Here is a 23,471-nt window from a genome sequence, read left to right as displayed (position 1 = left end):
TCAGGGAGGGCGCTTATGAATGTCCTGTTTGCATTGCGTGTGCGTTCAACGGCGCGCGACGGCGGCGGCGGGTCGCCGCGCCGCCGCCTCGCTCTCGCCGCTGAGGTCGCGGGCGCCCCAGCGCTGCGCGAGCGCGGCGCAGACCATCAGCTGGATCTGATGGAACAGCATCAGCGGCAGCACCACGGCGCCGACCGCGTGCGACGCGAAGATCACCTTGGCCATCGGCACGCCGGCGGCGAGGCTCTTCTTCGAGCCGCAGAAGATGATCGTGATCTGGTCCGCGCGGTTGAAACCGAGCCGCTTGCTCGCGAAGATCGTCATGCCCAGCGCGAGCGCGAGCAGCACGCAGCTCACCACGACGAGGCCGCCGAGCGCAGAAAGCGGAATCGTGTGCCACAGGCCTTCGGTGACGGCCTCGCTGAACGCGCCGTACACGACGAGCAGGATCGAGCCCTGGTCGACGAACTTCAGCACGCCGCGATTCTTCTCGATCCACTTGCCGATCAGCGGGCGCAGCAGTTGGCCGGCCACGAACGGCACGAGCAGTTGCAGCACGATGTTGCCGATCGTATGCCACGGCGAAGTGCCGCCGCTCGCGGCCTGATTCGTCACGATGAGGCTGACGAGTGCTGGGGTGACGAAGATGCCGAGCAGGCTCGAGGCGGACGCGCTGCATACCGCGGCCGGCACGTTGCCCTTGGCAATGGACGTGAACGCGATCGACGACTGGACCGTCGATGGCAGCGTGCAGAGGAAGAGGACGCCGGCGTAGAGCGACGGTGTGACCAGCGGCGAAAGGACCGGTTTAAGCGCGAGGCCGAGCAGCGGAAACAGCGCGAACGTGCTCAGCAGCACCACCAGGTGAAGGCGCCAGTGCGTCGCGCCCGCAATGATCGCCTCGCGTGACAGCTTCGCGCCGTGCAGGAAGAACAGCAGGCCGACCGCGATGTTCGTCACCCAGTTGAATCCCACCGCGGCCTGTCCATGAACGGGCAGCAGGCTGGCGAGGATCACGGTGCCGACGAGGCACAGCGTGAAGTTATCGGGAAGGAGTTTCGGACGGGCCATGTCGCAATCTCAATTCAATGACGCGGTGTAAGCACGGGACGGGCCTGTCAGGGCGCGGTGCGTGCCAATGTGAAACGACTATTGTTGTCGAAAGTCGATTGAAAACGCAAATTCATTTGCCGAATCGATTAATGAAGTTTGCGCATTGACCCGCGCGGCGCACCCGATTTCAGTATTGGCGACGTGCTTCCTCGCCACAAATCGTTTACCCATTGACGTTGCAGGCGGCGTTTATTTGCAACAAACGGCGCTTGCGTGAGGGAGGAAAAAAGGCCCCTTGGCAAGCCGCAAAGACGCCCCCGCACAAGGGCTCCAGCGCGGAAAAACGCCGCAGTAACAGGGTGTTACATCCACCGACGAGACCTAACACTTTTTGGCTCGACACCCTCTGCCCACGACCATAAATTACTCAGTCAAAGGCCGCAGGGATGCCCTGCGCCGCGGCAGGCACGCGGCGCATTTCTCCTCCCGCAACAGGTCCATCGCAGCTCGAACGGTGGATTTCAGGCAAGTCTTCGGGCGTGAGAGTCACAAGGTGGACGGGTTGTCGAGAACGAGGCACTGGGTGTGGGGCGCGGTTATCGCCGTGCTGTGCTCGTTCGCCTATGCGAAGGGGCAAGGTGTGCCGCATGGCGGCGGTGCTTATTCGCACCAGGCTGGGGGCCACGCGCCGCGCATGGAGATGCGCGGCGACGGCCATTACGCCGGCCCGGGCGGTGCGCCCGCTCCGCGCGGCTCGCGCAATGCGACGGCTTGGCGTGACGCACGCGCGCAGCGCGGCAATCCGAACATAACGGACGCCAATTTCGGTTATGGCTTCGGCAGCTACAAGTCCGGCATGCGCCGTGTCGGCGATCCGTCCAGCTATGCCGGCGCGATCACGCCGGTCAGCGCGGAATCGCGTCCGGTGCCGCATCCCCCGTCCAACATGCCGATGCGCAACGGTTCGATCCGCGCCGACGTCGCCCGCTACAACGAAGAGCGCGGCGCCGCGCGTCCGATGCAACGTCCAGCCGACGATCCGCGGCAACCAGGCGGTTCACCCTATCGCAATTAGCTGAGCGCGATTTACCCGATCGTTTCGCGCCATGTGGGCCACGTTCGCCGCTACCTGAACGGGTGAGCCTGCCGGCTTTGCACACAACGCGACCGCATATCGCCTGTCGCAAAACCCGTCCTCCGAATCCCTTCCCGCGATCCCTTGCGCGCCTTCCGCCGCGCCCGAGCGCCCAATCTGACGTTTCGACGCCACACTTTTTTGAAAACGCTCGGCATCGAAGTATCTGTCAGCGTCAAATCTTGGCATTCTGCCGCGTCGCGTCATCGGCCCGTCATTCAAGGCGCTCCCACACGCTGTGGCGCGCCGTTCGCCGCATGCCGCATTGCGTTCGAGGCGCCGGCCGCAGTCCGCTCAAAGTGTCGTATCAAGCCGATAACCGACCAAACTAATCAGACCGATATACCCGCAATAAGCAGCGATATTTTTGTTTATAAAAATGGTCCGCAAAGATGGACCCGCCCCGATTGACTCGACGATCGAACGGATAACAACAACCTTTCGCGCGAGCGCCCCCTTTCGCACAGCCACACCTTTTTGACAAAGATTGGAGAACCCATGAACACAAGCCTCAGCAGCGCGCTGAAGACTACTCTCAAGACCACCGCATGCGTCGCCGCGCTGGCGAGCGCATCGTCGGCGTTCGCGCAATCGAGCGTGCAGCTTTACGGCCAGGTCGACGAATGGGTCGGTGCGCAGAAGTTTCCGGGTGGCAAGACGGCGGTGGTCGTGTCGGGCGGTGGCATGTCGACGTCTTACTGGGGCTTCAAGGGGACCGAGGATCTGGGCAACGGCTACAAGGCGATCTTCACGATCGAAGGCTTCTTCCGCGCGCAAACCGGCGAGTACGGCCGCTTCACCGGTGACACGACGTTCTCGCGTAACGCGTACGTCGGTATCGAAGCGCCGTGGGGCACGGTGACCGCCGGCCGGCTGACGACGCCGCTGTTCGTGTCGACCATCCTGTTCAACCCGTTCGTCGATTCGTACGTGTTCTCGCCGATGGTCACCCACGTGTACCTCGGCCTCGGCACGTTCCCGACTTACACGACCGACCAGGGCGTGACCGGCGACTCGGGCTGGAACAACGCTGTGTCGTATGCGACGCCGAACTTCAACGGCCTGTCGGCGACGGCGATGTACGCGCTCGGCAACACGACGCAGAACGGCGCGAAGAAGTGGAGCGGCCAGGTGCTGTACTTCCACGGCCCGTTCGCGGCGACCGCGGTGTACCAGTACGTGAACTTCAACAACGTGCCGGGCGACCTCGGCAGCTTCGAAACCTCGGGCGTGCCGGGTCTGCGCAGCCAGAGCGTCGCGCAGGCGGGCGTGTCGTACGACCTGAAATTCGTCAAGCTGTACGGCCAGTACATGTACACGTACAACAACCAGCAGGTTACGAGCTGGCACGTGAACACCGGACAGGGCGGCGTCACGGTACCGTTCGGGCCGGGCTCGGTGATGGCGTCCTACGCGTATTCGCGTAACGGCGGCGGTTCGAACCAGACGCGCCAGACGGCGGCGGTCGGCTACGACTATCCGCTGTCCAAGCGCACCGACGTCTATGCCGCGTACATGTATGACCACATCACCGGTCAGTCGAGCGGCAACACGTACGGCGCGGGGTTGCGCGCGAAGTTCTGATCCCGGCCAACGGTTTCACCGCAAAGCCCGCGTTCCGCCCGGAACGCGGGCTTTGTCGTTTTCACCGCAGTCGAAGACCGGATGTTTGCTGCCGTTCCTTTGATAAACCAGGCAAAATGACGTCGATTGATTCCTGAAGCGAGCGACTGAGATGGACACCCTCGTCAGCATGAAAGTATTTCGCCACGTGGTCGAAGCCGGGAGCTTCGTCGGTGCGGCGGAGAAGATGGAGATGTCCGCCGCGATGGCGAGCAAGCACGTGATGCATCTGGAGCAGCAGCTCGGCGCGCGGCTCCTGAACCGCACCACGCGCCGCGTCGCACCGACCGAGGCGGGCCGCGAGTACTACGAGCGGCTCAGTCAGGCGCTCACCGAGCTCGACGAGGCCGGCCAGGCGGTCGGCGCGGCGAGCGTCGTGCCGCATGGGCGACTGCGGGTGTCGTCGCTGTCGGCGTTCGGCCTGAATCACGTGATGGCCGCGGTCGCGGACTACGCCGAGCTGTATCCGCAGGTCACCGTCGATATGACGCTGTCCGATCGCGTCGTCGAGCTGATCGATGAGGGTTTCGACGTCGCGATTCGCGCGTCGCCGGGCGGGCTCAAGTCGTCGTCGCTGATCGCGCGGCAGATCGCGACTGCTCACCTGGTGCTGTGCGCGTCGCCCGCCTATCTGCGCAAGCATGGCACGCCGAAGCGCGTCGCCGATCTCGCGCGCCACAACTATCTGCAGTACGCGGGCGTGTCGGCGCTCGAAGTCGCGACCGGCGACGCGAGCTCGCGCGTGCGCCTGTCGGGCAACCTGATCGTCAATCAGCTCGAGGCGCAGCGCGTGGTCGTGCTGCACGGCGCGGGCATCGCGATGCTCGGCACCGAGGTGATCGGCAGCGATCTCGCCGAAGGGCGGCTCGTGCCGCTGCTCGTCGACGAAGTGCCGCCGCGCGAGCTGCCGATCCACGTCGTCTACACGAGCCGGCGGCATCTGTCGGCCAAGGTCCGCTCGTTCGTCGATTTTCTGGCGGAGCGGTTCGCGAACGAATCGCTGTGGCCGTCGCTCGATGAGATCAAGGGGTTGGCTGTGCGGTAGCGTTTCCCGCAGCACCTAACAGACGCCGCCAATCGGCCGCCCGGCGCCCCGGCGCCGTCTTACCCCGTTTCTATATACTGACTGTCAACACCCATCAGTTAAATGAATTGGGGGAGACATGACCGATCTGTCCACGCCGCAGCGTGCCGGCAGCCACGAACTGCCCGCGGGCCGGCGCCTGCGCTTCGTCACCGCCGCCGCACTGTTCGACGGCCACGACGCGTCGATCAACATCATGCGGCGCATCCTGCAGGCGAGCGGCGTGGAGGTGATCCACCTAGGCCACAACCGCTCCGTCGCCGAAGTCGCGACCGCCGCGCTCAACGAGGACGCCGACGGCGTCGCCGTGTCGAGCTACCAGGGTGGTCACAACGAATATTTCCGCTATCTCGTCGAGTTGCTGCGTGCGCGCGGCGGCGAGCGCATCAAGGTGTTCGGCGGCGGCGGCGGCGTGATCGTCCCCGAGGAGATCGCCGCGCTGGAACGCGACGGCGTCGAAAAAATCTACTCGCCGCACGACGGCCAGCGGCTCGGCCTGCAAGGCATGATCGACGATATGATCGCGCGCTGCGTCGAAGGCGCGCGCGCGGCCGATGCCGCGCGCCCGACGCCGGTGCGCGAATGGCTCGCCGAACTGGCCGCGCGGCCGTTGCCGCTTTGCGTCGAGGTTAATGCTCCGCACGGCCGCGCTGCCCCTGGCTCGTACCCCGCCGATCCCGCCGCGCCGATCTTCCGCCGCCTCGCGCAACTGATCAGCGCGTTCGAAACGAACACCGTCGACGCCGCCGCACGCGACCAGCTATCGACACTCGCGCAGACCACGCGGGTTCCCGTGCTCGGCATCACCGGGACCGGCGGCGCGGGCAAGTCGTCGCTGACCGACGAGCTGATCCGCCGTTTCCGGCTCGACTACGACGACACGCTGAACATCGCCGTGCTCGCGATCGATCCGTCGCGCCGCAAATCCGGCGGCGCGCTGCTCGGCGACCGGATCCGCATGAACGCGATCGGCGATTGGGGCGGCGGCGCACGGGGCGACGCCCGTGTGTTTATGCGCTCGATGGCCACGCGCGAGGCGTCGACCGAACTCTCCGACTCTCTACCCGCCGCGCTGATGCTGTGCAAGGTCGCGGGTTTCGATCTGATCGTCGTCGAGACTTCGGGGATCGGTCAGGGCGATGCGGCGATCGTGCCGTTCGTCGACGAATCGCTGTACGTGATGACGCCGGAGTTCGGTGCCGCGAGCCAGCTCGAGAAGATCGACATGCTCGACTTCGCGAGCTTCGTCGCGATCAACAAGTTCGATCGCAAGGGCGCGCAGGATGCGCTGCGCGATGTCGCGAAGCAGGTGCAGCGCAACCGCGCGGACTTCGCGACATCGCCCGATGCGATGCCGGTGTTCGGCACGATCGCGTCGCGCTTCAACGACGACGGCGTGACCGCGCTGTACCTGCGCATCGCCGCAGCGCTGCGCGCCCACGGTCTGCGCGACGGCGGCGCCCGGCTGAGTGCTCCCGAAGGTTTGCGCTTTTCGAGCAACCTGCACGCAATCGTGCCACCCGCGCGCGTGCGCTATCTGGCCGACATCGCGCAAACCGTCCGCGGCTATCGCGAGCGGGCCGACGTGCAGGCGCAGATCGCGCGCGAGCGCTGGCAACTGATCGAGACGCGCCGCATGCTCGGCGAAGCGGGCCACGACGCGTCATCGCTCGACGCGCTGATCGAGCAACGCAACACCGCGCTCGGCGAGCGCGAACGCAAGCTGCTCGATGCGTGGCCGCGAACGGTGGCCGCCTATACCGGCGACGAACACGTGGTGCGCATCCGCGAACGCGAAATCCGCACCGCGCTGACGGTCACGACGCTGTCCGGCTCCGCAATCCGCAAAGTGTCGCTGCCGAAATTCGTCGATCACGGCGAGATCCTGCGCTGGCTGATGCTCGACAATCTGCCCGGTTATTTCCCGTTCACCGCTGGCGTGTTTCCGTTTCGCCGCGAGAACGAGGACCCGACGCGCATGTTCGCGGGCGAGGGCGATCCGCAGCGCACCAATCGCCGCTTCAAGCTGCTGTCGGAAGGTATGTCGGCCAAACGGCTATCCACCGCATTCGACTCGGTGACGCTGTACGGCGAGGAGCCGCACGAGCGCCCGGACATCTACGGCAAGGTCGGCAATTCGGGCGTGTCGGTCGCGACCCTCGACGACATGAAGACGCTGTACGACGGCTTCGACCTGTGCTCGCCGGAAACGTCGGTGTCGATGACGATTAACGGCCCCGCGCCGACGATCCTCGCGATGTTCTTCAACGTCGCGATCGACCAGCAGATTGCTTTGAAAGAGCAACAGCAAGGCCGTCCGCTGAGCGAAGCCGAACTCGCCGCAACGCGCCGTGCCGCGCTCGAAAACGTGCGTGGCACCGTGCAAGCCGACATCCTGAAGGAAGACCAGGGGCAGAACACCTGCATCTTCTCGACCGAATTCAGCCTGAAGGTGATGGGCGACATCCAGGCGTATTTCGTCGAACACGGCGTGCGCAATTTCTATTCGGTGTCGATCTCCGGCTATCACATCGCCGAGGCCGGTGCGAACCCGATCTCGCAGCTCGCCTACACGCTCGCGAACGGTTTCACGTACGTCGAGGCGTATCTCGCGCGCGGCATGTCGATCGATGACTTCGCGCCGAATCTGTCGTTCTTCTTCTCGAACGGCATGGACCCGGAGTACACGGTGCTCGGCCGCGTCGCGCGGCGCATCTGGGCGATCGCGATGCGCGAGCGCTATGGCGCGAACGAGCGCAGCCAGAAGCTCAAGTATCACGTGCAGACGTCGGGCCGCAGCCTGCACGCGCAGGAGATCGATTTCAACGACATCCGCACGACGCTGCAGGCGCTGATCGCGATCTACGACAACTGCAACTCGCTGCACACCAATGCGTTCGATGAAGCGATCACGACGCCGACCGAGGAATCGGTGCGCCGCGCGGTCGCGATCCAGCTGATCATCAATCGCGAATGGGGGTTGGCGAAGAACCAGAATCCGAATCAGGGCAGCTTCGTGATCGACGAGCTGACCGATCTGGTCGAGGAAGCGGTGCTCGCCGAGTTCGAGCGGCTCACCGAGCGCGGCGGCGTGCTCGGCGCGATGGAAACCGGCTATCAGCGTGGACGGATTCAGGACGAGTCGATGCTGTACGAGCATCGCAAACATGACGGCTCGTATCCGATCGTCGGCGTGAATACGTTCGTGAGCGCGCATCCGCATGAAGCGCCGCGTCCGCTGGTGCTGGCGCGTTCCACCGACGCGGAAAAGCAGAGTCAGCTGCGGCGGTTGCGCGATTTCCAGACGCGCCACCGCGACGCCGCGCCTGAGGCGCTCGAACGCCTGAAGCGCACGGTGATCGACGACGGCAACGTGTTCGCGGTGTTGATGGACGTGGTGCGCGTGTGTTCGCTCGGGCAGATCACCCATGCACTGTTCGAGGTGGGCGGGCAGTATCGGCGGAATATGTAGGCCGCGAGGGGCGGCCCGGCCCGCCCCCGTTCAACACCTCAGCGCGCGATGCCGAGCCGCGCCTTCGCGTCGTCGTATTCCTTCTTCAGACGCCGCACGAGTTCGGCGACGTCGGGCACGTCGTCCATCAGGCCGACGCCCTGGCCCGCGCCCCAGATGTCTTTCCACGCCTTCGCCTTGTCGCTGCCGAAGTTCATCTTGGTCTTGTCCGATTCGGGCAGCGCGTCCGGGTCGAGCCCCGCGTTCTGGATGCTCTCGCGGATGTAGTTGCCATGCACGCCGGTGAACAGGTTCGTGTAGATGATGTCCGACGCCTTCGCGTTGATGATCGCCTGCTTGTAGCTATCGACCGCATGCGCCTCTTTGGTCGCGATGAAGCGCGTGCCCATGTACGCGAGGTCCGCGCCCATCGCCTGCGCGGCGAGAATCGAGCCGCCGTTCGCGATCGAGCCCGACAGCACGATCGGGCCGTCGAAAATGCGCCGCACCTCGCCGACCAGCGCGAACGGCGAGGTGGTGCCCGCGTGGCCACCCGCGCCCGACGCAACCAGAATCAGCCCGTCGACACCAGCGTCCAGCGCCTTCTGCGCATGACGCAGATTGATCACGTCGTGCAGCACGATGCCGCCATAGCTATGCACCGCATCGACGATCTCGCGCGCCGGCGCGCGCAGGCTGGTGATGAAGATCGGCACCTTGTGCTCGACGCAGACGCGCACGTCGTGTTCGAGCCGCGCATTCGACTGATGAACGATCTGATTGACCGCGATCGGGCCGATCACCGCATCCGGGTTCGCGGCCCTGTGCTCGGCGAGTTGCGCCTGGATCTGCGTGAGCCACTCGTCGAGCAACTCGGCCGGACGCGCGTTGAGGGCAGGGAACGAGCCGACGATACCGGCCTTGCACTGTGCCAACACGAGTTCGGGATAGCTGACGATGAACATCGGTGAAGCGACGACGGGCAGCGCGAGGTTTTGCAGAACGGCGGGCAGTGCCATGGTGCGAATCTCCAGATTGGGCCAACCGGTGCGGCGCGCGCCCGGCGAATAGATGAGTTTAGCGGCGGCACGCGGCTTGCGGCAGGCCGAGCGGCGAATGCGTGTGGCAATCGCACGAAACCGGCATACCGCAGTCGCGGCAAACATTTAAGAACGATCGTTCGATTATAGGCTAAGTGGACGAGCACCGGCGCGTTAGGGCCATTTGAACGGTTCGAAGGAGTATTCAGGTTCCATGTCTGCGGGGGTTATCCCACCTCGCACGGACTTGTCGGCCTTCTACAATGCACGGACCTGAATCGATCAACGAGACGTCATGGCCTTCGAAAATTTCACGCCTTTTCGCGTCGCCGTGGGCGATGTCGATATTTTCGGAGTGAAGGGCGGCGCCGGGCCGCCTCTGTTGCTGCTGCACGGCCATCCGCAATCGCATCTGATCTGGGAACGCTGCGCCGCGCCGCTCGCACAGCACTTCACGGTGATAGCAACCGATCTGCGCGGCTATGGCGCGTCGGGCAAACCGCCGAGCGATGCGACGCACATGCCGTACTCGAAACGTGCGATGGCCGCCGACCAGGTCGCGGTGATGCGCCACTTCGGCTTCGAGCGCTTCCTCGTCTGCGCGCACGATCGCGGCGCGCGCGTCGCGCACCGGATGGCGCTCGATCACGCCGATGCGGTCGAGCGTTTGATGCTGCTCGATATCGCGCCGACGCTCGCGATGTACGAAGCCACCGACCGAACGTTCGCGACGCACTACTTCCACTGGTTCTTCCTGATTCAACCCGAGCCGCTGCCCGAAACGTTGATCGGCGCGAATCCGGCCGCCTATGTCGACGCGGTGATGGGCGGACGTCACGCGGGCCTCGCGCCGTTCGATCCCGCCGCGCTCGACGCCTATCGGGCAGCGCTCGCCCAACCGGGCGCGGTGCACGCGATGTGCGAGGACTATCGCGCGTCGGCGAGCATCGACCTCGAGCATGATCGCGCCGATATCGAGCGCGGCATCAAGATCGGCTGTCCGCTGCGCGTGCTGTGGGGCGACAAGGGCGTGGTCGAAAAATGCTTCGATGCGCTCGACGAATGGCGGCATGTCGCGCGCGACGTGAGCGGCCGCGCGCTATCGTGCGGACACTATCTGCCCGAGGAAGCCCCGGACGAACTGGTCGCCGAGATGCTGTCGTTTTTCGAGGCGGTCGAAAAATAAGCGCTGGGCCGCTTCGCGCGGCCTTCGTTCGACCTTTCTCAGCCGAGCGGCGGCAGACGTCGTGTGACCGGCGTCGACTTGACGATCGCGGTGCTGGTCTCCGCGCGCTCGGTCACTTTCGACAGGATCTCGTCGAGTTGCTCGATCGAATGCAGGTACAGGCGGCAGATGAAACAGTCGTCGCCGGTTACCTTGTCGCATTCGACGAACTCCGGAATGCGCCGGATTACTTCTTCCACCAGATGCAACTGGCCCGGCAGCGGCTTCACGCGCACGATCGCCTGCAGCGTGAAGCCGAGCGCGCGCGGATCGATCTGCACGGTGAAGCGTTCGATCACGCCCTGCGCTTCGAGCCGCCGCACGCGCTCAGCCGTGCTGGGCGCCGATAAGCCGACGACGCGCGCGAGTTCGCTGACCGGCTGGCGCGCGTCCTGCGCGAGCGCGGCGAGCAGTGCCCGGTCGGTGTCGTCGAGTGCGACCGGCGTGATCGAAGCAAGGCGTTTGCTCATAGTGGCCTTCGTTTATGAGGTGAAAAAGCAGTAACGCTTAAGTTTAGCCATGTATTCGCGTAGGTGGATTAATTACACTGCCAGTTATGCAGTCATCAATCCGGGATCGAACCATGGCTTCAAACAAGGCTTCAGCAACGACCGCGAGCAGTTCGTCCAGCGACATCCGCCGCGGCGCGGCCGAGATGAGCATTGCGATGCTGATGTCGGGCACGATCGGCTGGCTCGTCGTGTCGTCGCAGCAAAGCCCCTTTAACGTGGTGTTTTTCCGCTGCATTTTCGGCGGCGCGACGCTCGCGCTCGTGTGCGCCGTGCTCGGCCTGTTCCGCCGCGAGCTGTTTTCGTGGAAGATGCTCGGCCTCGCGTTACTCGGCGGCGCGGCGATCGTCGTGAACTGGGTGCTGCTGTTCGCCGCATATTCACGCGCGTCGATTTCGATGGCGACGGCCGTCTACAACACGCAGCCGTTCATGCTGGTCGGGCTCGGTGCGCTGGTGTTTCGCGAGCGCATCAGCACGTCGACGATCGCGTGGCTCGTGGTCGCGTTCGTCGGGCTCGTGTTCGTCGTGAAGGTCGAGCCGGCCGTGCTCGCGGTGCCGGGGCAATATCTGGTCGGCGTCGCCTATGCGGTCGGCGCGGCGGCGATGTACGCGGTGTCGTCGATCATCACGAAGCGGCTGAAGGGCACGCCGCCGCATCTGCTCGCGCTGATCCAGGTGTCGCTCGGCGTGCTGTTGCTAGCACCGTTCGTGCGCTTCGACGCACTGCCGGCAAGCGGTGTGCAGTGGCTCGAACTGGTCGTGCTCGGCGTCGTCCATACCGGTCTCATGTACGTGCTGCTGTATGGCGCGATCCAGAAGCTGCCGACGTCGATGACGGGCGCGTTGTCATTCATCTATCCGGTGGTCGCGATCATCGTCGACCGGATTGCGTTCGGGCAGACGCTCGCATGGATTCAGGTGCTTGGCGCCGCGCTGATTCTGCTGGCAGCGGCGGGCGTGAATCTCGGCTGGCGGATCGTGCCGCAGAAAAAGCGCTTTTCGTCCACGTGATACGGCTCTTGCCAGGGATTCCGGAATAAGCGCGCGCATTCGAACGCCTAACGCGGCTTGATGACAGAATGTGTATGCATTTGTAAAACGCGGTGTCAAATTTCTGTAGGGAAATCACCGATGCGTTGCGAATATTCGCTCGCGTATCATTGATGGCGACGCTGATCACGTCCACACAGATGTTCCGCCGCTCGCCTTGTCGAGCGGCTTTCTTTTTGTAGGTACGGTTTTGGTTCCGGTGCGCGTTCCAACTGCACCCGACTGCACGGGCCAATCACACGTTCAACGCCGGGCGAGAATGCGCGTGCCGTCCACTTCGAGCGGTCCACCGTTTGCCGCGAGCTCCCCGATCATTCCCTTCAGCATCGCTGGCCATTCGCTGCGTGGCTTCAGCATCGACGCGGCGGCGCGCATCACGGATGCGTCGTCGAGCATGCGCAAAAGCGTGTCCACGCTCATCTCGCGGACTTCGAGCAGCTTGAATACGATTAGCACCTTCAGCGCGTTCCTCGCATTGCGCGCGGGGTCGGCACGCAACCACGCGACGCGCGACATCGCGCGTTCGAGCGCCGGTTCGACATGCGTGAACGGCGCGCCGTGGCCAGGGATGACCACGCGCACGTCGAGTGTCGCGATCATGTCGAGCACGGCCTGCTGCTCGGCAAAGCCGCTTTCGCCTTCGAGTTCGGGAAAGATCACGCCGAAGCCGTTTTCCCATAGTGCGTCGGCGCTGATCAGCAAGCGTTCGTCCGCGCAATAAAGCATCAGCGAATGCGGATCGTGGCCCGGCGCGCCGAGCACCTGCCAGTCGAGCGCGCCGAGCCGCAAGCGCGCGCCGGGCGCGAGCGTGCCGGTGAAACCGAAGCGCTCGCAGGTTTGACCGGTCGCGCGAAAGCTGAGGCGCGTTTCGTCCCAGTCGCGTACGGCATCGGCTTCGGATGACGGGATCAGCGTGCGACACGGCCATGTGGCCTGCAACAGCGTGTTGCCGCCGCAGTGATCCGAATGCAGATGCGTGTTGACGATCAGATCGAGCGGCCGCGTGTGCAGCGCATTGCGCACCAGCGCGACCGTCTGCGAAGCGTGCGTCGCATAGCCGGTATCGACGAGCGCCGCGCAGGTGTCATCGACGAGCAGCACGTTGTTCGACGACAGCCAGCCGCGCTCGAACACCTGGATCGATGCGGGCAGCGCGATCATGGTGCGGCCGTTTTCGATTGCGTGTGCTCGAGCACGTCGGGCTTCGGCATCACGAGGATCGTCGAGGTGCCCGTAAGCATCAGCTCGCCGCGCTGATTGACCACCGTGCCTTCGAGGTAGGTCAGGTCGCCGCTCAGGCTCGGCTTCCAGTGAGCGTCGCGCACACGCCAGGTTATCGTCAGCGTGTCGTGCGCCTGCACTGCCTTCTTCAGCTTGATATCGAATTCGAGGCCGAGTGGTTGCGCGTAAGTCGAAAAATGCGTGGCGAGGAGCGCCATGAAATACGCGGTGGGTTGCGTGCCCGACGCGATCAGCCCGCCAAAGCGGCTTTGCGCGGCATACGCTTCATCGTGATGCAGCGGGTTCAGATCGACGACGAGCGTCGCGAACGATTTGATCGAATCCACCGACAATTCGACCGTCGAACTGAACGTCTCACCGAGCGTGACGACGCGCGGTGCGGCTTTCATTGCTTCTCCTTCGCCGTCGATGCCGTGCGGCTAGCGATGAACTGCGCGTGGCGCGCTTCGATCGAGTCCCATACCGCGCGCTTATCGTCGTCGTTGAAGGTCGACCAGCCGGCGATTTCATCGATCGTGCGCAGGCATCCTTCGCACCAGCCCGTCGACGCATCCATCCTGCACACGTTGATGCACGGCGACGGCACACAGACGCCGGCGGCTTTTTGTTCGTAAGGCTTACTGCTCGCCATCGTGTTCAGGCCGGCTCGCGCAACGCGACATCGGCGACCGGCGCGCCGGTCAGCGCAATCAGCTCCTGCGCGGTGAGATTGAACACTGCATGCGGATGACCAGCGGCCGCCCACAGGCTCTCCAGCTCGAGCAGATCGGCATCGATCAGGGTGACCGGTTCGGTCGCATGGCCGACCGGGCACACACCGCCGATCGCATAGCCGGTTTTTTCACGCACGAACTTCGCGTCCGCGCGGCCGATCTCGCCGACCTGCGCGGCCACCTTCTTTTCGTCGACGCGATTCGCGCCGCTCGCGATCACGAGCACTGGGGCGTCGTCTTCGCGGCGCCGGAACAGGATCGACTTCGCGATCTGTGCGACCGAGCAGCCAAGTCCAGCGGCCGCTTCGGCGGACGTCTTGCCGGTTTCCGGCAGCATCACGATTCGCCCCGCGTGACCGCGTTCGCGCAGCAGCAGCGCGACGCGGCGTGCCGAGTCGGGCAGCGCGGCGAGATCGTCGGAGTCGAAGGACGCGAGGTCGTTCATCGTTGGAGATCCTGATTCAAAATGGATGGAGCGTTTATACGCAGGAATTCGCTTCGCTGCGCGCCTTCGCGAGCAGCGCCTTGCCGGCGCGCGACACGTTGGCCCGGCCGATCGCGTTCGAAATGAAGTCGCCGATCTCGACCACCTGGGGGAGGTCGATGCCGGTCTCGATGCCGAGGCCGTTCATCAGATACAGCACGTCTTCGGTCGCGACGTTGCCGGTCGCGCCCTTCGCGTACGGGCAACCGCCGAGCCCCGCGACCGACGCATGAAAAATCTCGATGCCTTCGAGCAACGCAGCGTAGATGTTCGCAAGCGCCTGGCCGTAGGTGTCGTGGAAGTGTCCCGACAGATGCTCGCGCGGAAACACTTCGGTCACCGCCTCGAACACCTCGCGGGTGCGCTTCGGCGTGCCGACGCCGATCGTGTCGGCGATATCGATTTCGTCGCAGCCGAGCGCCGCGAAGCGCTTGACGACATCGACGACCGACGCGACCGGCACCTCACCCTGATACGGACAGCCGAGCGCGCACGACACGCTGCCGCGAATCCGCAGGCCATGTTCTTTCGCCGCTGCGGCAACCGGCGCGAAGCGCTCGATGCTCTCGGCGATGCTGCAGTTGATGTTCTTCTGCGAGAACGCCTCGCTCGCCGCGCCGAAGATCACGATCTCGTCGGCGCGCGCCGCGAGCGCGCCTTCGAAGCCCCGCAGGTTCGGCGTCAGCACCGAGTAGATGGTGCCGGCGCGGCGCTCGATGCCGGCCATCACATCAGCGCCGTCGGCCATCTGCGGCACCCATTTCGGCGCCACGAACGACGCCGCTTCGACGTTGCGAAAACCCGCCGCCGACAGCCGGTTGATCAGTTCGATCTTGGTTGCGGTCGGCACGAATTCCTTCTCGTTCTGCAGCCCGTCGCGCGGACCCACTTCGACGATTTTCACTTGTTGCGGTAAGGCCATGATGTGTCTCCGATCCGATGCGGTTTTATCGCAGTCCCATCCAGGACGGGTGCCGCCGCATTGCTGTGATTCAGTTCAGCGCGCACGTCTGCGACGCGCGCGGGTGTGGGAATTCACTTAGTAGCCGCGCTCCAGCCGCACGACGCCGCTCACCTGCTCGCCGCGCATCATCGCGCCGATCTTGTCCGCGACCTGCACGACGCTGTCCTCGCGCAATGTCAGCGCCGACGTGTGCGGCGTGATCGTGATGCGCGGCTCGCGCCAGAACGGATGATCGGCGGGCAGAGGTTCCTCGCGGAACACGTCGAGCGTCGCGGCGGCGAACTGGCCGCTCGCGAGCGCGGCGAGCAGATCCGTTTCCACTAGATGCGCGCCGCGCGCGACGTTGATCAGATACGCGCCGCGCACGAGCTTCGCGAAGACTCGCGCATTCAGCACGCTTTCCGTGTCGGGTGTATGCGGCAGCAGGTTGACGAGCACCTTCGCGCCGTCGAGGAAGCTATCGAACTGGGCGTCGCCGGCGAACGTCGCGATGCCGTCGATCTGCTTCGCGCTGCGGCTATAGCCGCGCACCGGCAGGCCGAACGAAGCGAGCGTTTGCGCGACCTGCGTGCCGAGCACGCCGAGACCGAGCACGCCCACCGTGAACGTTGCGCGCGGATGCGGCTCGAGCACTTTCCAGCGGCGCTCGTCTTGCAGCATCTGATATTCGTCGAAGCGACGCAGATAGCGCAGCACCGCATGCGTTACGTACTCGGCCATCTGCGCGCCCATGCCGGTATCTTCGAGGCGAATCAGCGGCACCTCGGGCGGCAACGTGCCGGGGTGCGCGCGTTCGAGCGCGAGAATCGCATCGACGCCCGCACCCAAATTGAAGATCGCGCGCAGCGTAGTGCGGCCGGCCAGCATCTCGCGCGGCGGACGCCAGACCACCGCAAAATCGGCTGGCGCGTTGTCGCCGGGCTGCCATCCGCGCAGCTCGGCCGCGGGCAAGGCGCGCGCGAAGTCGTGCAGCCAGGCGGCGGCTTCGGTGTGCGGGGCGTAGAAGAGTATTTTCATGCGGTACGGATTGCGGCGGCGTCGACCTGAGCATCAGCGGGGCGGACTGTCAGCGCGCCTCGGCGATGGGGCGACGCGAGCGGCATCGGGTCTCCTCCCGTTGAAATAGGCTTCATTCTACTTTTTTGACGCAAATCGCGCGCGTCTGCGCACGGGCGTGCGTTTCGCGATGCGTGTGGTCGCGGGCGTCGAGTTCGCACGTAACGGCGCATTTCCTCGTTTGCCCCATAACCAAAGCACAAAATGTTGGTTCATCGACGCGCGACCGAGCGGGACAATGATCGCCCGGATTCCCTGCGCAGCGAGACACGCACATGCTTTCATGCACCAGATCGAGCTGGCCGCCGCGGCTCGTCACCGTTCCCGGCCTGCACGGCAGCGAAGGCGCGCACTGGCAAACATGGCTGGAGCGGCAGTTCGCGCGCTCGTTGCGCGTCGAGCAGGCCAACTGGGACGCGCCCGATCTCGCGCTATGGGCAAAGTCGTTGCGCGATCTGCTCGCACGCGAACGCGGTCCGTTCGTGCTGGCCGCGCACAGCTTCGGCTGCCTTGCGACTGCGCATGCGTTGCAGCAGGGCGCGCTCGCCAGCGACGTGGTCGGCGTGCTGTTCGTCGCGCCCGCTAGTCCGCGCAAGTTCGACTTCGCGGGACCGTTCGACGCGCGACGTGTGGGCGTACCGTCGATCCTGATCGGCAGCGAAACCGACCCGTGGATGACGCTCGCCGACGCGCGCGATCTCGCCCAGCGTTTCGGCAGCGCGTTCGTCAATCTCGGCGATGCGGGGCATATCAACACGGCAGCGGGCTTCGGTCCGTGGCCGCGCGCGAAGTACTTCATCGATACGCTCGTGCATTGCGCGGCGCCGCTGCGCTTTCGCGAGGAGGCGATCGATACCGCGCAGCATGCACTTTTGTGAACACCCCGCTGCGGCGCGCGCGAGGTAAGCAATCCGTTAGAATCCCGAGTCACGCCGCGTATGCGCGGCTACAGGTTTTATCATCGACGACGGGGAAACAATGAAGGGCATCACGGGGACATCAAGCCGGTTCAAAGCGGGCGTCACGGCTGGCTTCACACTGATTGCGCTCGCGTTCGGCGGCGTCTCGACGGCGCATGCGGATACGTCGCTACTGAACGTGTCGTACGACGTGACGCGCGAGCTGTACAAGGACATCAACGCGGGCTTCATCGCGGACTACAAGCAGAAGAACGGCGAGACGGTGTCGCTGCGGCAGTCGCACGGCGCGTCGAGCGCGCAGGCGCTGTCGGTGCTGCAGGGGCTGCAGGCCGACGTGGTGACGATGAATCAGCCGAACGACATCGACCTGCTCGCCGAAAAGGTCCACCTGGTCCCGGCCAACTGGCGCGCGCGTCTGCCGGACGATAGCGCGCCCTACACGACGACGATGGTGTTCCTCGTGCGCAAGGGCAACCCGAAGCACATCAAGGACTGGGACGATCTCGCGAAGCCGGGCATCCAGGCGGTGATCGCGAATCCGAAGACGTCGGGCAACGGACGTTATACGTATCTCGCCGCATGGGGTTATCGCAAGCAGAACGGCGGCACCGATGCGCAGGCGCTCGACTTCGTGAAGGCGATCTTCCGCAACGTGCCGGTGCTCGACACCGGCGGTCGAGGAGCGACGACGACGTTCACGCAGCGCGGTATCGGCGATGTGCTCGTCACGTTCGAGAACGAAGTGTCGCTGATCGATACGGGTGTCGGCGCGGGCAGCTATGAAGCGGTGTATCCGTCGCTGAGTCTGCTCGCGGCGCCGCCGGTATCGATCGTCGATAAGGTCGTCGACAAGCGTGGCACGCGCAAGCAAGCGCAGGCATATCTCGACTATCTGTGGTCGCCGGCCGCGCAGGAAATCATCGCGCAGCATCATCTGCGTCCGCGCGACAAGAACGTCTTCGCGAAGCACGCGGCCGAGTTCAAGCCGATCAAGACGTTCACGGTCGAGCAGATGTTCGGCAGCTGGCAGACGGCGCAGGACACGCACTTCTCCGATGGGGGGACGTTCGATCAGATTATTGTTGATCGGAAATAAGCTTCGCGTTTAGCGTAAAAAGAAAAGGCTGCCTCGCAAAACGAGGCAGCCTTTTTTATTCCCGCACGCTTAGCGCATGCGAGTTACCGATGCAGCGACTCCGCGACTCAATTCGCCGCGCCGTGAACCCCATGCCCATGCGCACACCCATGCTCGCAGCCACTCTGCTCGACCGGCATCTGCTGCGCAGCCTCAGCGCGAATGCCCAGCCGCGCGAGCAGCTTGCGGTCCGCTTCCGCCTGCGGGTTGCTCGTGGTCAGCAACTGGTCGCCGTAGAAAATCGAATTCGCGCCCGCGAGGAAGCACATCGCCTGCAACGCCTCATCCATCTGTTCGCGGCCGGCCGATAGACGCACCATCGCGCGCGGCATCGTGATGCGCGCAATCGCGATCGTGCGCACGAATTCGAACGGATCGATCGGTTCGGTGCCGGTCAGCGGCGTGCCTTGCACCTGCACCAGATTGTTGATCGGCACCGATTCCGGATACGGCTCCATGTTCGCGAGCTGCGCGATCAGCCCCGCGCGTTCGCGGCGCGATTCACCCATGCCGACGATGCCGCCGCAACACACGTTGATGCCCGCGTCGCGCACACGCTCGAGCGTGTCGAGGCGATCCTGATAGGTTCGCGTCGAAATGATCTGGCCGTAGAACTCCGGCGACGTATCGAGGTTGTGGTTGTAGTAGTCGAGGCCCGCATCGCGCAGCGCTTGTGCCTGATGCGTTTCGAGCATGCCGAGCGTCACGCAGGTTTCGAGGCCCATCGCCTTCACGCCGCGGATCATGTCCTTGATCGGCTCGAGGTGGCGGTCCTTCGGATTGCGCCACGCGGCGCCCATGCAGAAGCGCGTCGCGCCGTTGTCCTTCGCGAGTTTCGCTGCGGCGAGCACTTCGTCGACCGGCATCAGCTTGTCGGCTGCGAGACCGGTGTCGTGATGCACCGATTGCGGACAGTACGCGCAATCTTCTTCGCAGCCGCCGGTCTTGATCGACAGCAGCGTCGACAGCTGCACCGCATTCGCGTCGAAATGCTCGCGATGGGTTTGCTGCGCGCGAAACAGCAGGTCGTTGAACGGCAATTCGTACAACGCGACGATATCGGCGACGCGCCAGCGCGCGAGCGGCTTCGCTTCAGTGGCGGCGGCGCTCGTGTCGGCGCTGCCCGCTGCGATGTTCAGTTGTGTCATGTGATCGATCCTCGTGTACGGATGAAATGGGGTTCGGCGCTGCTGGGCAGCGATATGCCGCGCGCAATTGGCGCAGCGTTTGCAGAAGCCGACGAATGTCGAGCTGTTCGGCCGCAAGTTCCGGCGACAGCGGGCTGATATGCGGCACGATTCCGAGCAGCGGTGCGTCGTACGCTTGCGCGAGATGCGCGCGAATCGACGCGATGTTTTCGTCGGCGAAGGTCATATCCGGGTCGATGCGATTGGCGACCCAGCCCGCGAGCGTGAGACCGCGCGCGGCGATCGCTTCGGCGCTCAGCAGTGCATGGCTGATGCAGCCGAGCCGCATGCCGACCACCAGCACCACCGGCAGCTTCAGCGCGACGGCGAGATCGGCGGTGTCCTGCGTCGCGGTCAACGGCACGCGAAATCCGCCGACACCTTCGACGACGACGACCTCGGCGAGCTTCAGCGCTTCGCGATGGCACGCGACGATGTGGTCGAGATCGAACGAGACGTTTTCCAGCGCCGCAGCGATGTGCGGCGCGGCCGGTTCCTTCAGCAGATACGGCGTGCGCATCGCGGGCGGCAGCAGCACGCTCGACGCGGCATCGAGTTGATCGGCGTCTTCGTTGTGCAGCACGCCGTTCACTTCGAACGCGCCCGCCGCGATCGGCTTCATCGCGGCCGCTCGCAGACCTTCGCGCACGAAGCCGCGCAATAGCGCCGACGACACGAAGGTCTTGCCGATTTCCGTATCGGTGCCGGTGACGAACAGCGACAGTGCGCCGCCATCGTTATTCAGGTTGCTCATGCGGCGCGCGCTCCGACTTGTTTCAAGGCGGCTTCGAGCCGGTCGAGATCCGCATGCGAGTGCGCGGCCGACAGCGAGATGCGCAGGCGCGACGTGCCGGTGGGCACGGTCGGCGGACGGATCGCGGGGACCCACAGCCCCGCGCGATCGAGCGACGCGGCGATGTCGAGCGTCGCGTCGTTCGCGCCGATGATCAGCGGTTGAACGGCCGTATGCGAATCGACGGGCAGCCACGGTGTCGCCTTCAGCATCGCGCGGGTGCGCTCGATCAGTTGCCGCAGATGCGCGCGGCGCGCATCGCCTTCATCGCCGCCGATGATGCGCAGGCTCGCCGACACGGCATGCGCGGCCGCCGGCACCGACGCGGTCGTGAAGATATACGGACGCGCGCGCTGCACGAGCCATTCGATCACGGTTGCGTGCGCGGCCACGAACGCGCCGGAAACGCCCGCCGCCTTGCCGAGCGTGCCGATCGAGATCAGATGCGGCGAGCGCAGCGCGGCTTGCGCGATCGCGCCGCGGCCTTGCGGACCGAGCACGCCGAAGCCGTGCGCATCGTCGACGATCAGCCACGCGCCGTGCCGCTCCGCGAGTTCGAGCAAACGCGGCAGCGGCGCGATGTCGCCGTCCATGCTGAACACCGTGTCGGAGACGATCACCTTGACGTCCGCTTCGGACGCTTCGAGCATCGCGCTCAACGCAACCATGTCGCAGTGCGGATAGATCTGCACATCGGCGCGCGACAGCCGCGCACCGTCGATCAGCGATGCGTGATTGAGCGCATCGGAGAACAGCGTCGTGCCGCGGCCCGCGAGCGCGGTCAGCGTCGCGAGATTCGCCATATAGCCGGTGCTGAAATACAGCGCGCGGGCATCGTCGACGAAGCCGCCCGCGAATGCCGCGAGATCGTCTTCCAACTGCGCATGCGCGCGCGAATGACCGCCGAGCAGATGCGAGCCGCCGCTGCCCGCGCCATACAGCCGCGCGCCTTCGGCGATCGCCTCGATCAACTGCGGATGCGCGGCGAGGCCCAGGTAGTCGTTGCTCGCGAAGCCGATGATTTCACGGCCGTCGACCGTCATGTGCGCGGCGCAGGGTGTGTCCGCGGTGCGGCGGCGGCGACGCAGGCCGCGTGCGTCGATTTCCTTCAGGCCTTCGGCGAGTGTGTCGAGCAGATGCATCAGCGGGCCTCCGCGAGCGTGGCGTCGAAGGTGTCGCGTGTGCGCGCGGCGAGCAGCGCGAGCTCTTCGTCGTCGAGAATGTACGGTGGCATCAAGTACACGGTGGTGCCGATCGGGCGCAACAGTAGCTCGCGTTGGAGCGCGTTTTCGAAGAAGCGGCGCGAGAATGTTTTGGCTCGCTGGGGATCGTCGATCACCGCATCGAACGCGAAAATCGTGCCGCGCTGACGCAGATTGCGTACCTGCGCGTGCTCGGCGAGCGGCGCGAGCGCGGCCTCGAGCTTTGCCGATTTGCGGGTGTTGGTGGCGAGCACGTCGTCGCTCGCGAACAGATCGAGCGTAGCGAGCGCGGCGCGGCACGCGAGCGGATTGCCGGTGTAGGAATGCGAGTGCAGGAAGCCGCGGGCGGTGTCGTCGTGATAGAAGGCCGCGAAGATCTCGTCGCGCGACAGCACGATCGACAGCGGCAGATAGCCGCCGCTGATGCCTTTCGACAGACACAGGAAGTCGGGCCACACGCCTGCCTGTTCGGATGCGAAGAACGTGCCGGCGCGGCCACAGCCGACCGCGATTTCGTCGGCGATCAGATGCACGCCGTACTGGTCGCACAGCGCGCGCAATCCGGCGACGTACGACGCGTCGTGCATCGCCATGCCGGCCGCGCACTGCACGAGCGGCTCGACGATCAGCGCGGCGATGCGGTTCGCGCGCGCCTCGAACAGCGCGCGCACATTGTCGAGCGCGCGGCGCGCGACGTCGGCGGCGGTTTCGCCCGCTTGCGCGAGCCGCGCATCGGGCGACGCGACGACATGCGCGTGACGGATCAGCGGATCGTACGCGTCCTTGAACAGCGCGACGTCGGTCACGCCGAGCGCGCCGATCGTCTCGCCGTGGTAGCTGTTGGCAACGCAGACGAATTCCTGCTTGTCGGCGTAGCCCCGGTTGCGCCAGCTGTGAAAGCTCATCTTCAGCGCGATCTCGACCGCCGACGCGCCATCCGATGCGAAGAACGCGTGGCCGAGCGTGTTGCCGGTCAACGCGTGCAGACGTTCGGCGAGCTCGACGGCGGGTTCGTGCGTGCAGCCGGCGAGCATCGCGTGTTCGAGCGTATCGAGCTGATCTTTCAGCGCCGCGTTGATGCGCGGGTTCGCGTGACCGAACAGATTGACCCACCACGAACTGATCGCGTCGAGATAGCGATGACCCGCGCGATCGTATAGCCATGCGCCTTGACCGCGCGCGACGGGGATCAGCGGCAGACGTTCGTGGTGCTTCATCTGCGTGCACGGATGCCATACCGCGCGAAGGCTGCGGGCGACCCAATCTTCAGGGGCGACCGTGGGGGCTGCTGAATTTTCCAAAGAGGTACTCCGAGGTGCTTTTTTGCCACGCACGCGTGAGGGTGATTCCAGTCCCTTTTTGAAAGGCGTTTTCGTTTTTCCGCAGACCTATTGCGGTCGCGGGGAGCGAGCCTTGGCGAGTGCGCGGGGTCGAGATTAGCGGTTTATTTCGCCGCGCGCATCAGGTGCGAAACGCACGTCTTTCGCGCTGGCGTCGAGGTTTGCCGCTGTTCGATGCAGCTCGTTCGACTTCGGGATCGAAGCTCGCCAATCGACGGAGATAGCGACGTCAAAGTAATCGGCTATTACTGGCGAGAATTTGT

General features: G+C 64.9%; 21 protein-coding genes. 8 read left to right on the top strand and 13 right to left on the bottom strand.

The window, feature by feature from the left end; translation table 11 throughout:
- Nucleotides 1-45 precede the first annotated feature (45 nt).
- A complete protein-coding gene (locus tag QFZ94_RS29180) occupies nt 46-1,071 on the bottom strand; it encodes a bile acid:sodium symporter family protein (protein WP_429461157.1) in 1,026 nt (341 codons plus the stop codon).
- 535 nt (nt 1,072-1,606) lie between these two features.
- Here QFZ94_RS29180 and QFZ94_RS29175 point away from each other — a divergent pair.
- From QFZ94_RS29175 to icmF, 4 genes are all read left to right on the top strand, one after another.
- The gene (locus QFZ94_RS29175; RefSeq protein WP_368583359.1) at nt 1,607-2,128 is read left to right on the top strand and encodes a hypothetical protein; all 522 of its coding nucleotides are present in this window, start codon (nt 1,607-1,609) and stop codon (nt 2,126-2,128) included.
- A 558-nt stretch (nt 2,129-2,686) separates the two neighbouring features.
- Nucleotides 2,687-3,772, top strand: a complete 1,086-nt coding sequence (locus tag QFZ94_RS29170) for a porin (protein WP_368583295.1) — start codon at nt 2,687-2,689, stop codon at nt 3,770-3,772.
- A 151-nt stretch (nt 3,773-3,923) separates the two neighbouring features.
- Nucleotides 3,924-4,856 (top strand): LysR family transcriptional regulator, encoded by a 933-nt coding sequence (locus QFZ94_RS29165; protein ID WP_368583296.1) that lies wholly within the window; start codon nt 3,924-3,926, stop codon nt 4,854-4,856.
- 118 nt (nt 4,857-4,974) lie between these two features.
- On the top strand, nt 4,975-8,367 hold the full coding sequence (gene icmF / locus QFZ94_RS29160; protein WP_429461154.1) for a fused isobutyryl-CoA mutase/GTPase IcmF: 3,393 nt from the start codon (nt 4,975-4,977) through the stop codon (nt 8,365-8,367).
- A gap of 38 nt (nt 8,368-8,405) precedes the next feature.
- On the opposite strand, the gene QFZ94_RS29155 is transcribed toward icmF, so the two are convergent.
- Complete coding sequence (locus QFZ94_RS29155) at nt 8,406-9,365, bottom strand: NAD(P)H-dependent flavin oxidoreductase (protein WP_429461152.1); 960 nt, start codon at nt 9,363-9,365, stop codon at nt 8,406-8,408.
- 316 nt (nt 9,366-9,681) lie between these two features.
- On the opposite strand from QFZ94_RS29155, the gene QFZ94_RS29150 reads away from it, so the two are divergent.
- Nucleotides 9,682-10,572: an alpha/beta fold hydrolase gene (locus QFZ94_RS29150; protein WP_410848252.1), complete on the top strand. Its 891-nt coding sequence runs from the start codon at nt 9,682-9,684 to the stop codon at nt 10,570-10,572.
- A gap of 38 nt (nt 10,573-10,610) precedes the next feature.
- On the opposite strand, the gene QFZ94_RS29145 is transcribed toward QFZ94_RS29150, so the two are convergent.
- The gene (locus QFZ94_RS29145; protein ID WP_368583300.1) at nt 10,611-11,081 is read right to left on the bottom strand and encodes an Lrp/AsnC family transcriptional regulator; all 471 of its coding nucleotides are present in this window, start codon (nt 11,079-11,081) and stop codon (nt 10,611-10,613) included.
- Nucleotides 11,082-11,194: 113 nt separating this feature from the next.
- Between QFZ94_RS29145 and QFZ94_RS29140 the strand changes: the two genes are divergently transcribed.
- Nucleotides 11,195-12,133, top strand: a complete 939-nt coding sequence (locus QFZ94_RS29140; RefSeq protein WP_429461149.1) for a DMT family transporter — start codon at nt 11,195-11,197, stop codon at nt 12,131-12,133.
- Nucleotides 12,134-12,415: 282 nt separating this feature from the next.
- On the opposite strand, the gene QFZ94_RS29135 is transcribed toward QFZ94_RS29140, so the two are convergent.
- The 6 genes from QFZ94_RS29135 to QFZ94_RS29110 form a co-directional block, all read right to left on the bottom strand.
- A complete protein-coding gene (locus QFZ94_RS29135; protein WP_429461147.1) occupies nt 12,416-13,333 on the bottom strand; it encodes an MBL fold metallo-hydrolase in 918 nt (305 codons plus the stop codon).
- Nucleotides 13,330-13,803, bottom strand: coding sequence for a MaoC family dehydratase (locus tag QFZ94_RS29130; protein ID WP_429461145.1), 474 nt, complete (start codon nt 13,801-13,803; stop codon nt 13,330-13,332). Before QFZ94_RS29130 ends, QFZ94_RS29135 begins: the two co-directional genes overlap by 4 nt.
- Complete coding sequence (locus QFZ94_RS29125) at nt 13,800-14,045, bottom strand: DUF1289 domain-containing protein (RefSeq protein WP_429461143.1); 246 nt, start codon at nt 14,043-14,045, stop codon at nt 13,800-13,802. The genes QFZ94_RS29130 and QFZ94_RS29125 overlap by 4 nt, the downstream gene beginning before the upstream one ends.
- Nucleotides 14,046-14,050: 5 nt before the next feature.
- Nucleotides 14,051-14,572: a YbaK/EbsC family protein gene (locus QFZ94_RS29120; RefSeq protein WP_410848248.1), complete on the bottom strand. Its 522-nt coding sequence runs from the start codon at nt 14,570-14,572 to the stop codon at nt 14,051-14,053.
- Nucleotides 14,573-14,606: 34 nt separating this feature from the next.
- Entirely contained in the window at nt 14,607-15,533 is a 927-nt protein-coding gene (locus QFZ94_RS29115; RefSeq protein ID WP_429461141.1) for a hydroxymethylglutaryl-CoA lyase, read from the bottom strand.
- A 117-nt stretch (nt 15,534-15,650) separates the two neighbouring features.
- Nucleotides 15,651-16,592, bottom strand: a complete 942-nt coding sequence (locus QFZ94_RS29110; protein ID WP_429461139.1) for a 2-hydroxyacid dehydrogenase — start codon at nt 16,590-16,592, stop codon at nt 15,651-15,653.
- A 314-nt stretch (nt 16,593-16,906) separates the two neighbouring features.
- On the opposite strand from QFZ94_RS29110, the gene QFZ94_RS29105 reads away from it, so the two are divergent.
- Complete coding sequence (locus tag QFZ94_RS29105; RefSeq protein ID WP_368583308.1) at nt 16,907-17,509, top strand: RBBP9/YdeN family alpha/beta hydrolase; 603 nt, start codon at nt 16,907-16,909, stop codon at nt 17,507-17,509.
- 100 nt (nt 17,510-17,609) lie between these two features.
- The gene (locus tag QFZ94_RS29100) at nt 17,610-18,647 is read left to right on the top strand and encodes a sulfate ABC transporter substrate-binding protein (protein ID WP_429461136.1); all 1,038 of its coding nucleotides are present in this window, start codon (nt 17,610-17,612) and stop codon (nt 18,645-18,647) included.
- Between the two features lie 107 nt (nt 18,648-18,754).
- On the opposite strand, the gene bioB is transcribed toward QFZ94_RS29100, so the two are convergent.
- From bioB to bioA, 4 genes are read right to left on the bottom strand one after another with little or no spacing between them, the layout of a single operon-like run.
- Nucleotides 18,755-19,834 carry a biotin synthase BioB gene (bioB, locus tag QFZ94_RS29095; RefSeq protein WP_429461134.1) on the bottom strand — a complete coding sequence of 360 codons (1,080 nt, stop codon included), beginning with the start codon at nt 19,832-19,834 and terminating at the stop codon, nt 18,755-18,757.
- Entirely contained in the window at nt 19,779-20,627 is an 849-nt protein-coding gene (bioD, locus tag QFZ94_RS29090) for a dethiobiotin synthase (RefSeq protein WP_429461132.1), read from the bottom strand. Before bioD ends, bioB begins: the two co-directional genes overlap by 56 nt.
- Nucleotides 20,624-21,808 (bottom strand): 8-amino-7-oxononanoate synthase, encoded by a 1,185-nt coding sequence (bioF, locus tag QFZ94_RS29085; protein WP_429461130.1) that lies wholly within the window; start codon nt 21,806-21,808, stop codon nt 20,624-20,626. The genes bioD and bioF overlap by 4 nt, the downstream gene beginning before the upstream one ends.
- Nucleotides 21,808-23,169: an adenosylmethionine--8-amino-7-oxononanoate transaminase gene (gene bioA, locus QFZ94_RS29080; RefSeq protein WP_429461128.1), complete on the bottom strand. Its 1,362-nt coding sequence runs from the start codon at nt 23,167-23,169 to the stop codon at nt 21,808-21,810. Before bioA ends, bioF begins: the two co-directional genes overlap by 1 nt.
- Nucleotides 23,170-23,471: the final 302 nt, after the last annotated feature.

The sequence above is a fragment of the Paraburkholderia sp. JPY465 genome, assembly GCF_050436725.1.
Taxonomy (GTDB): Bacteria; Pseudomonadota; Gammaproteobacteria; order Burkholderiales; family Burkholderiaceae; genus Paraburkholderia; species Paraburkholderia youngii.
This window is presented reverse-complemented; position numbering and strand designations above follow the sequence as displayed.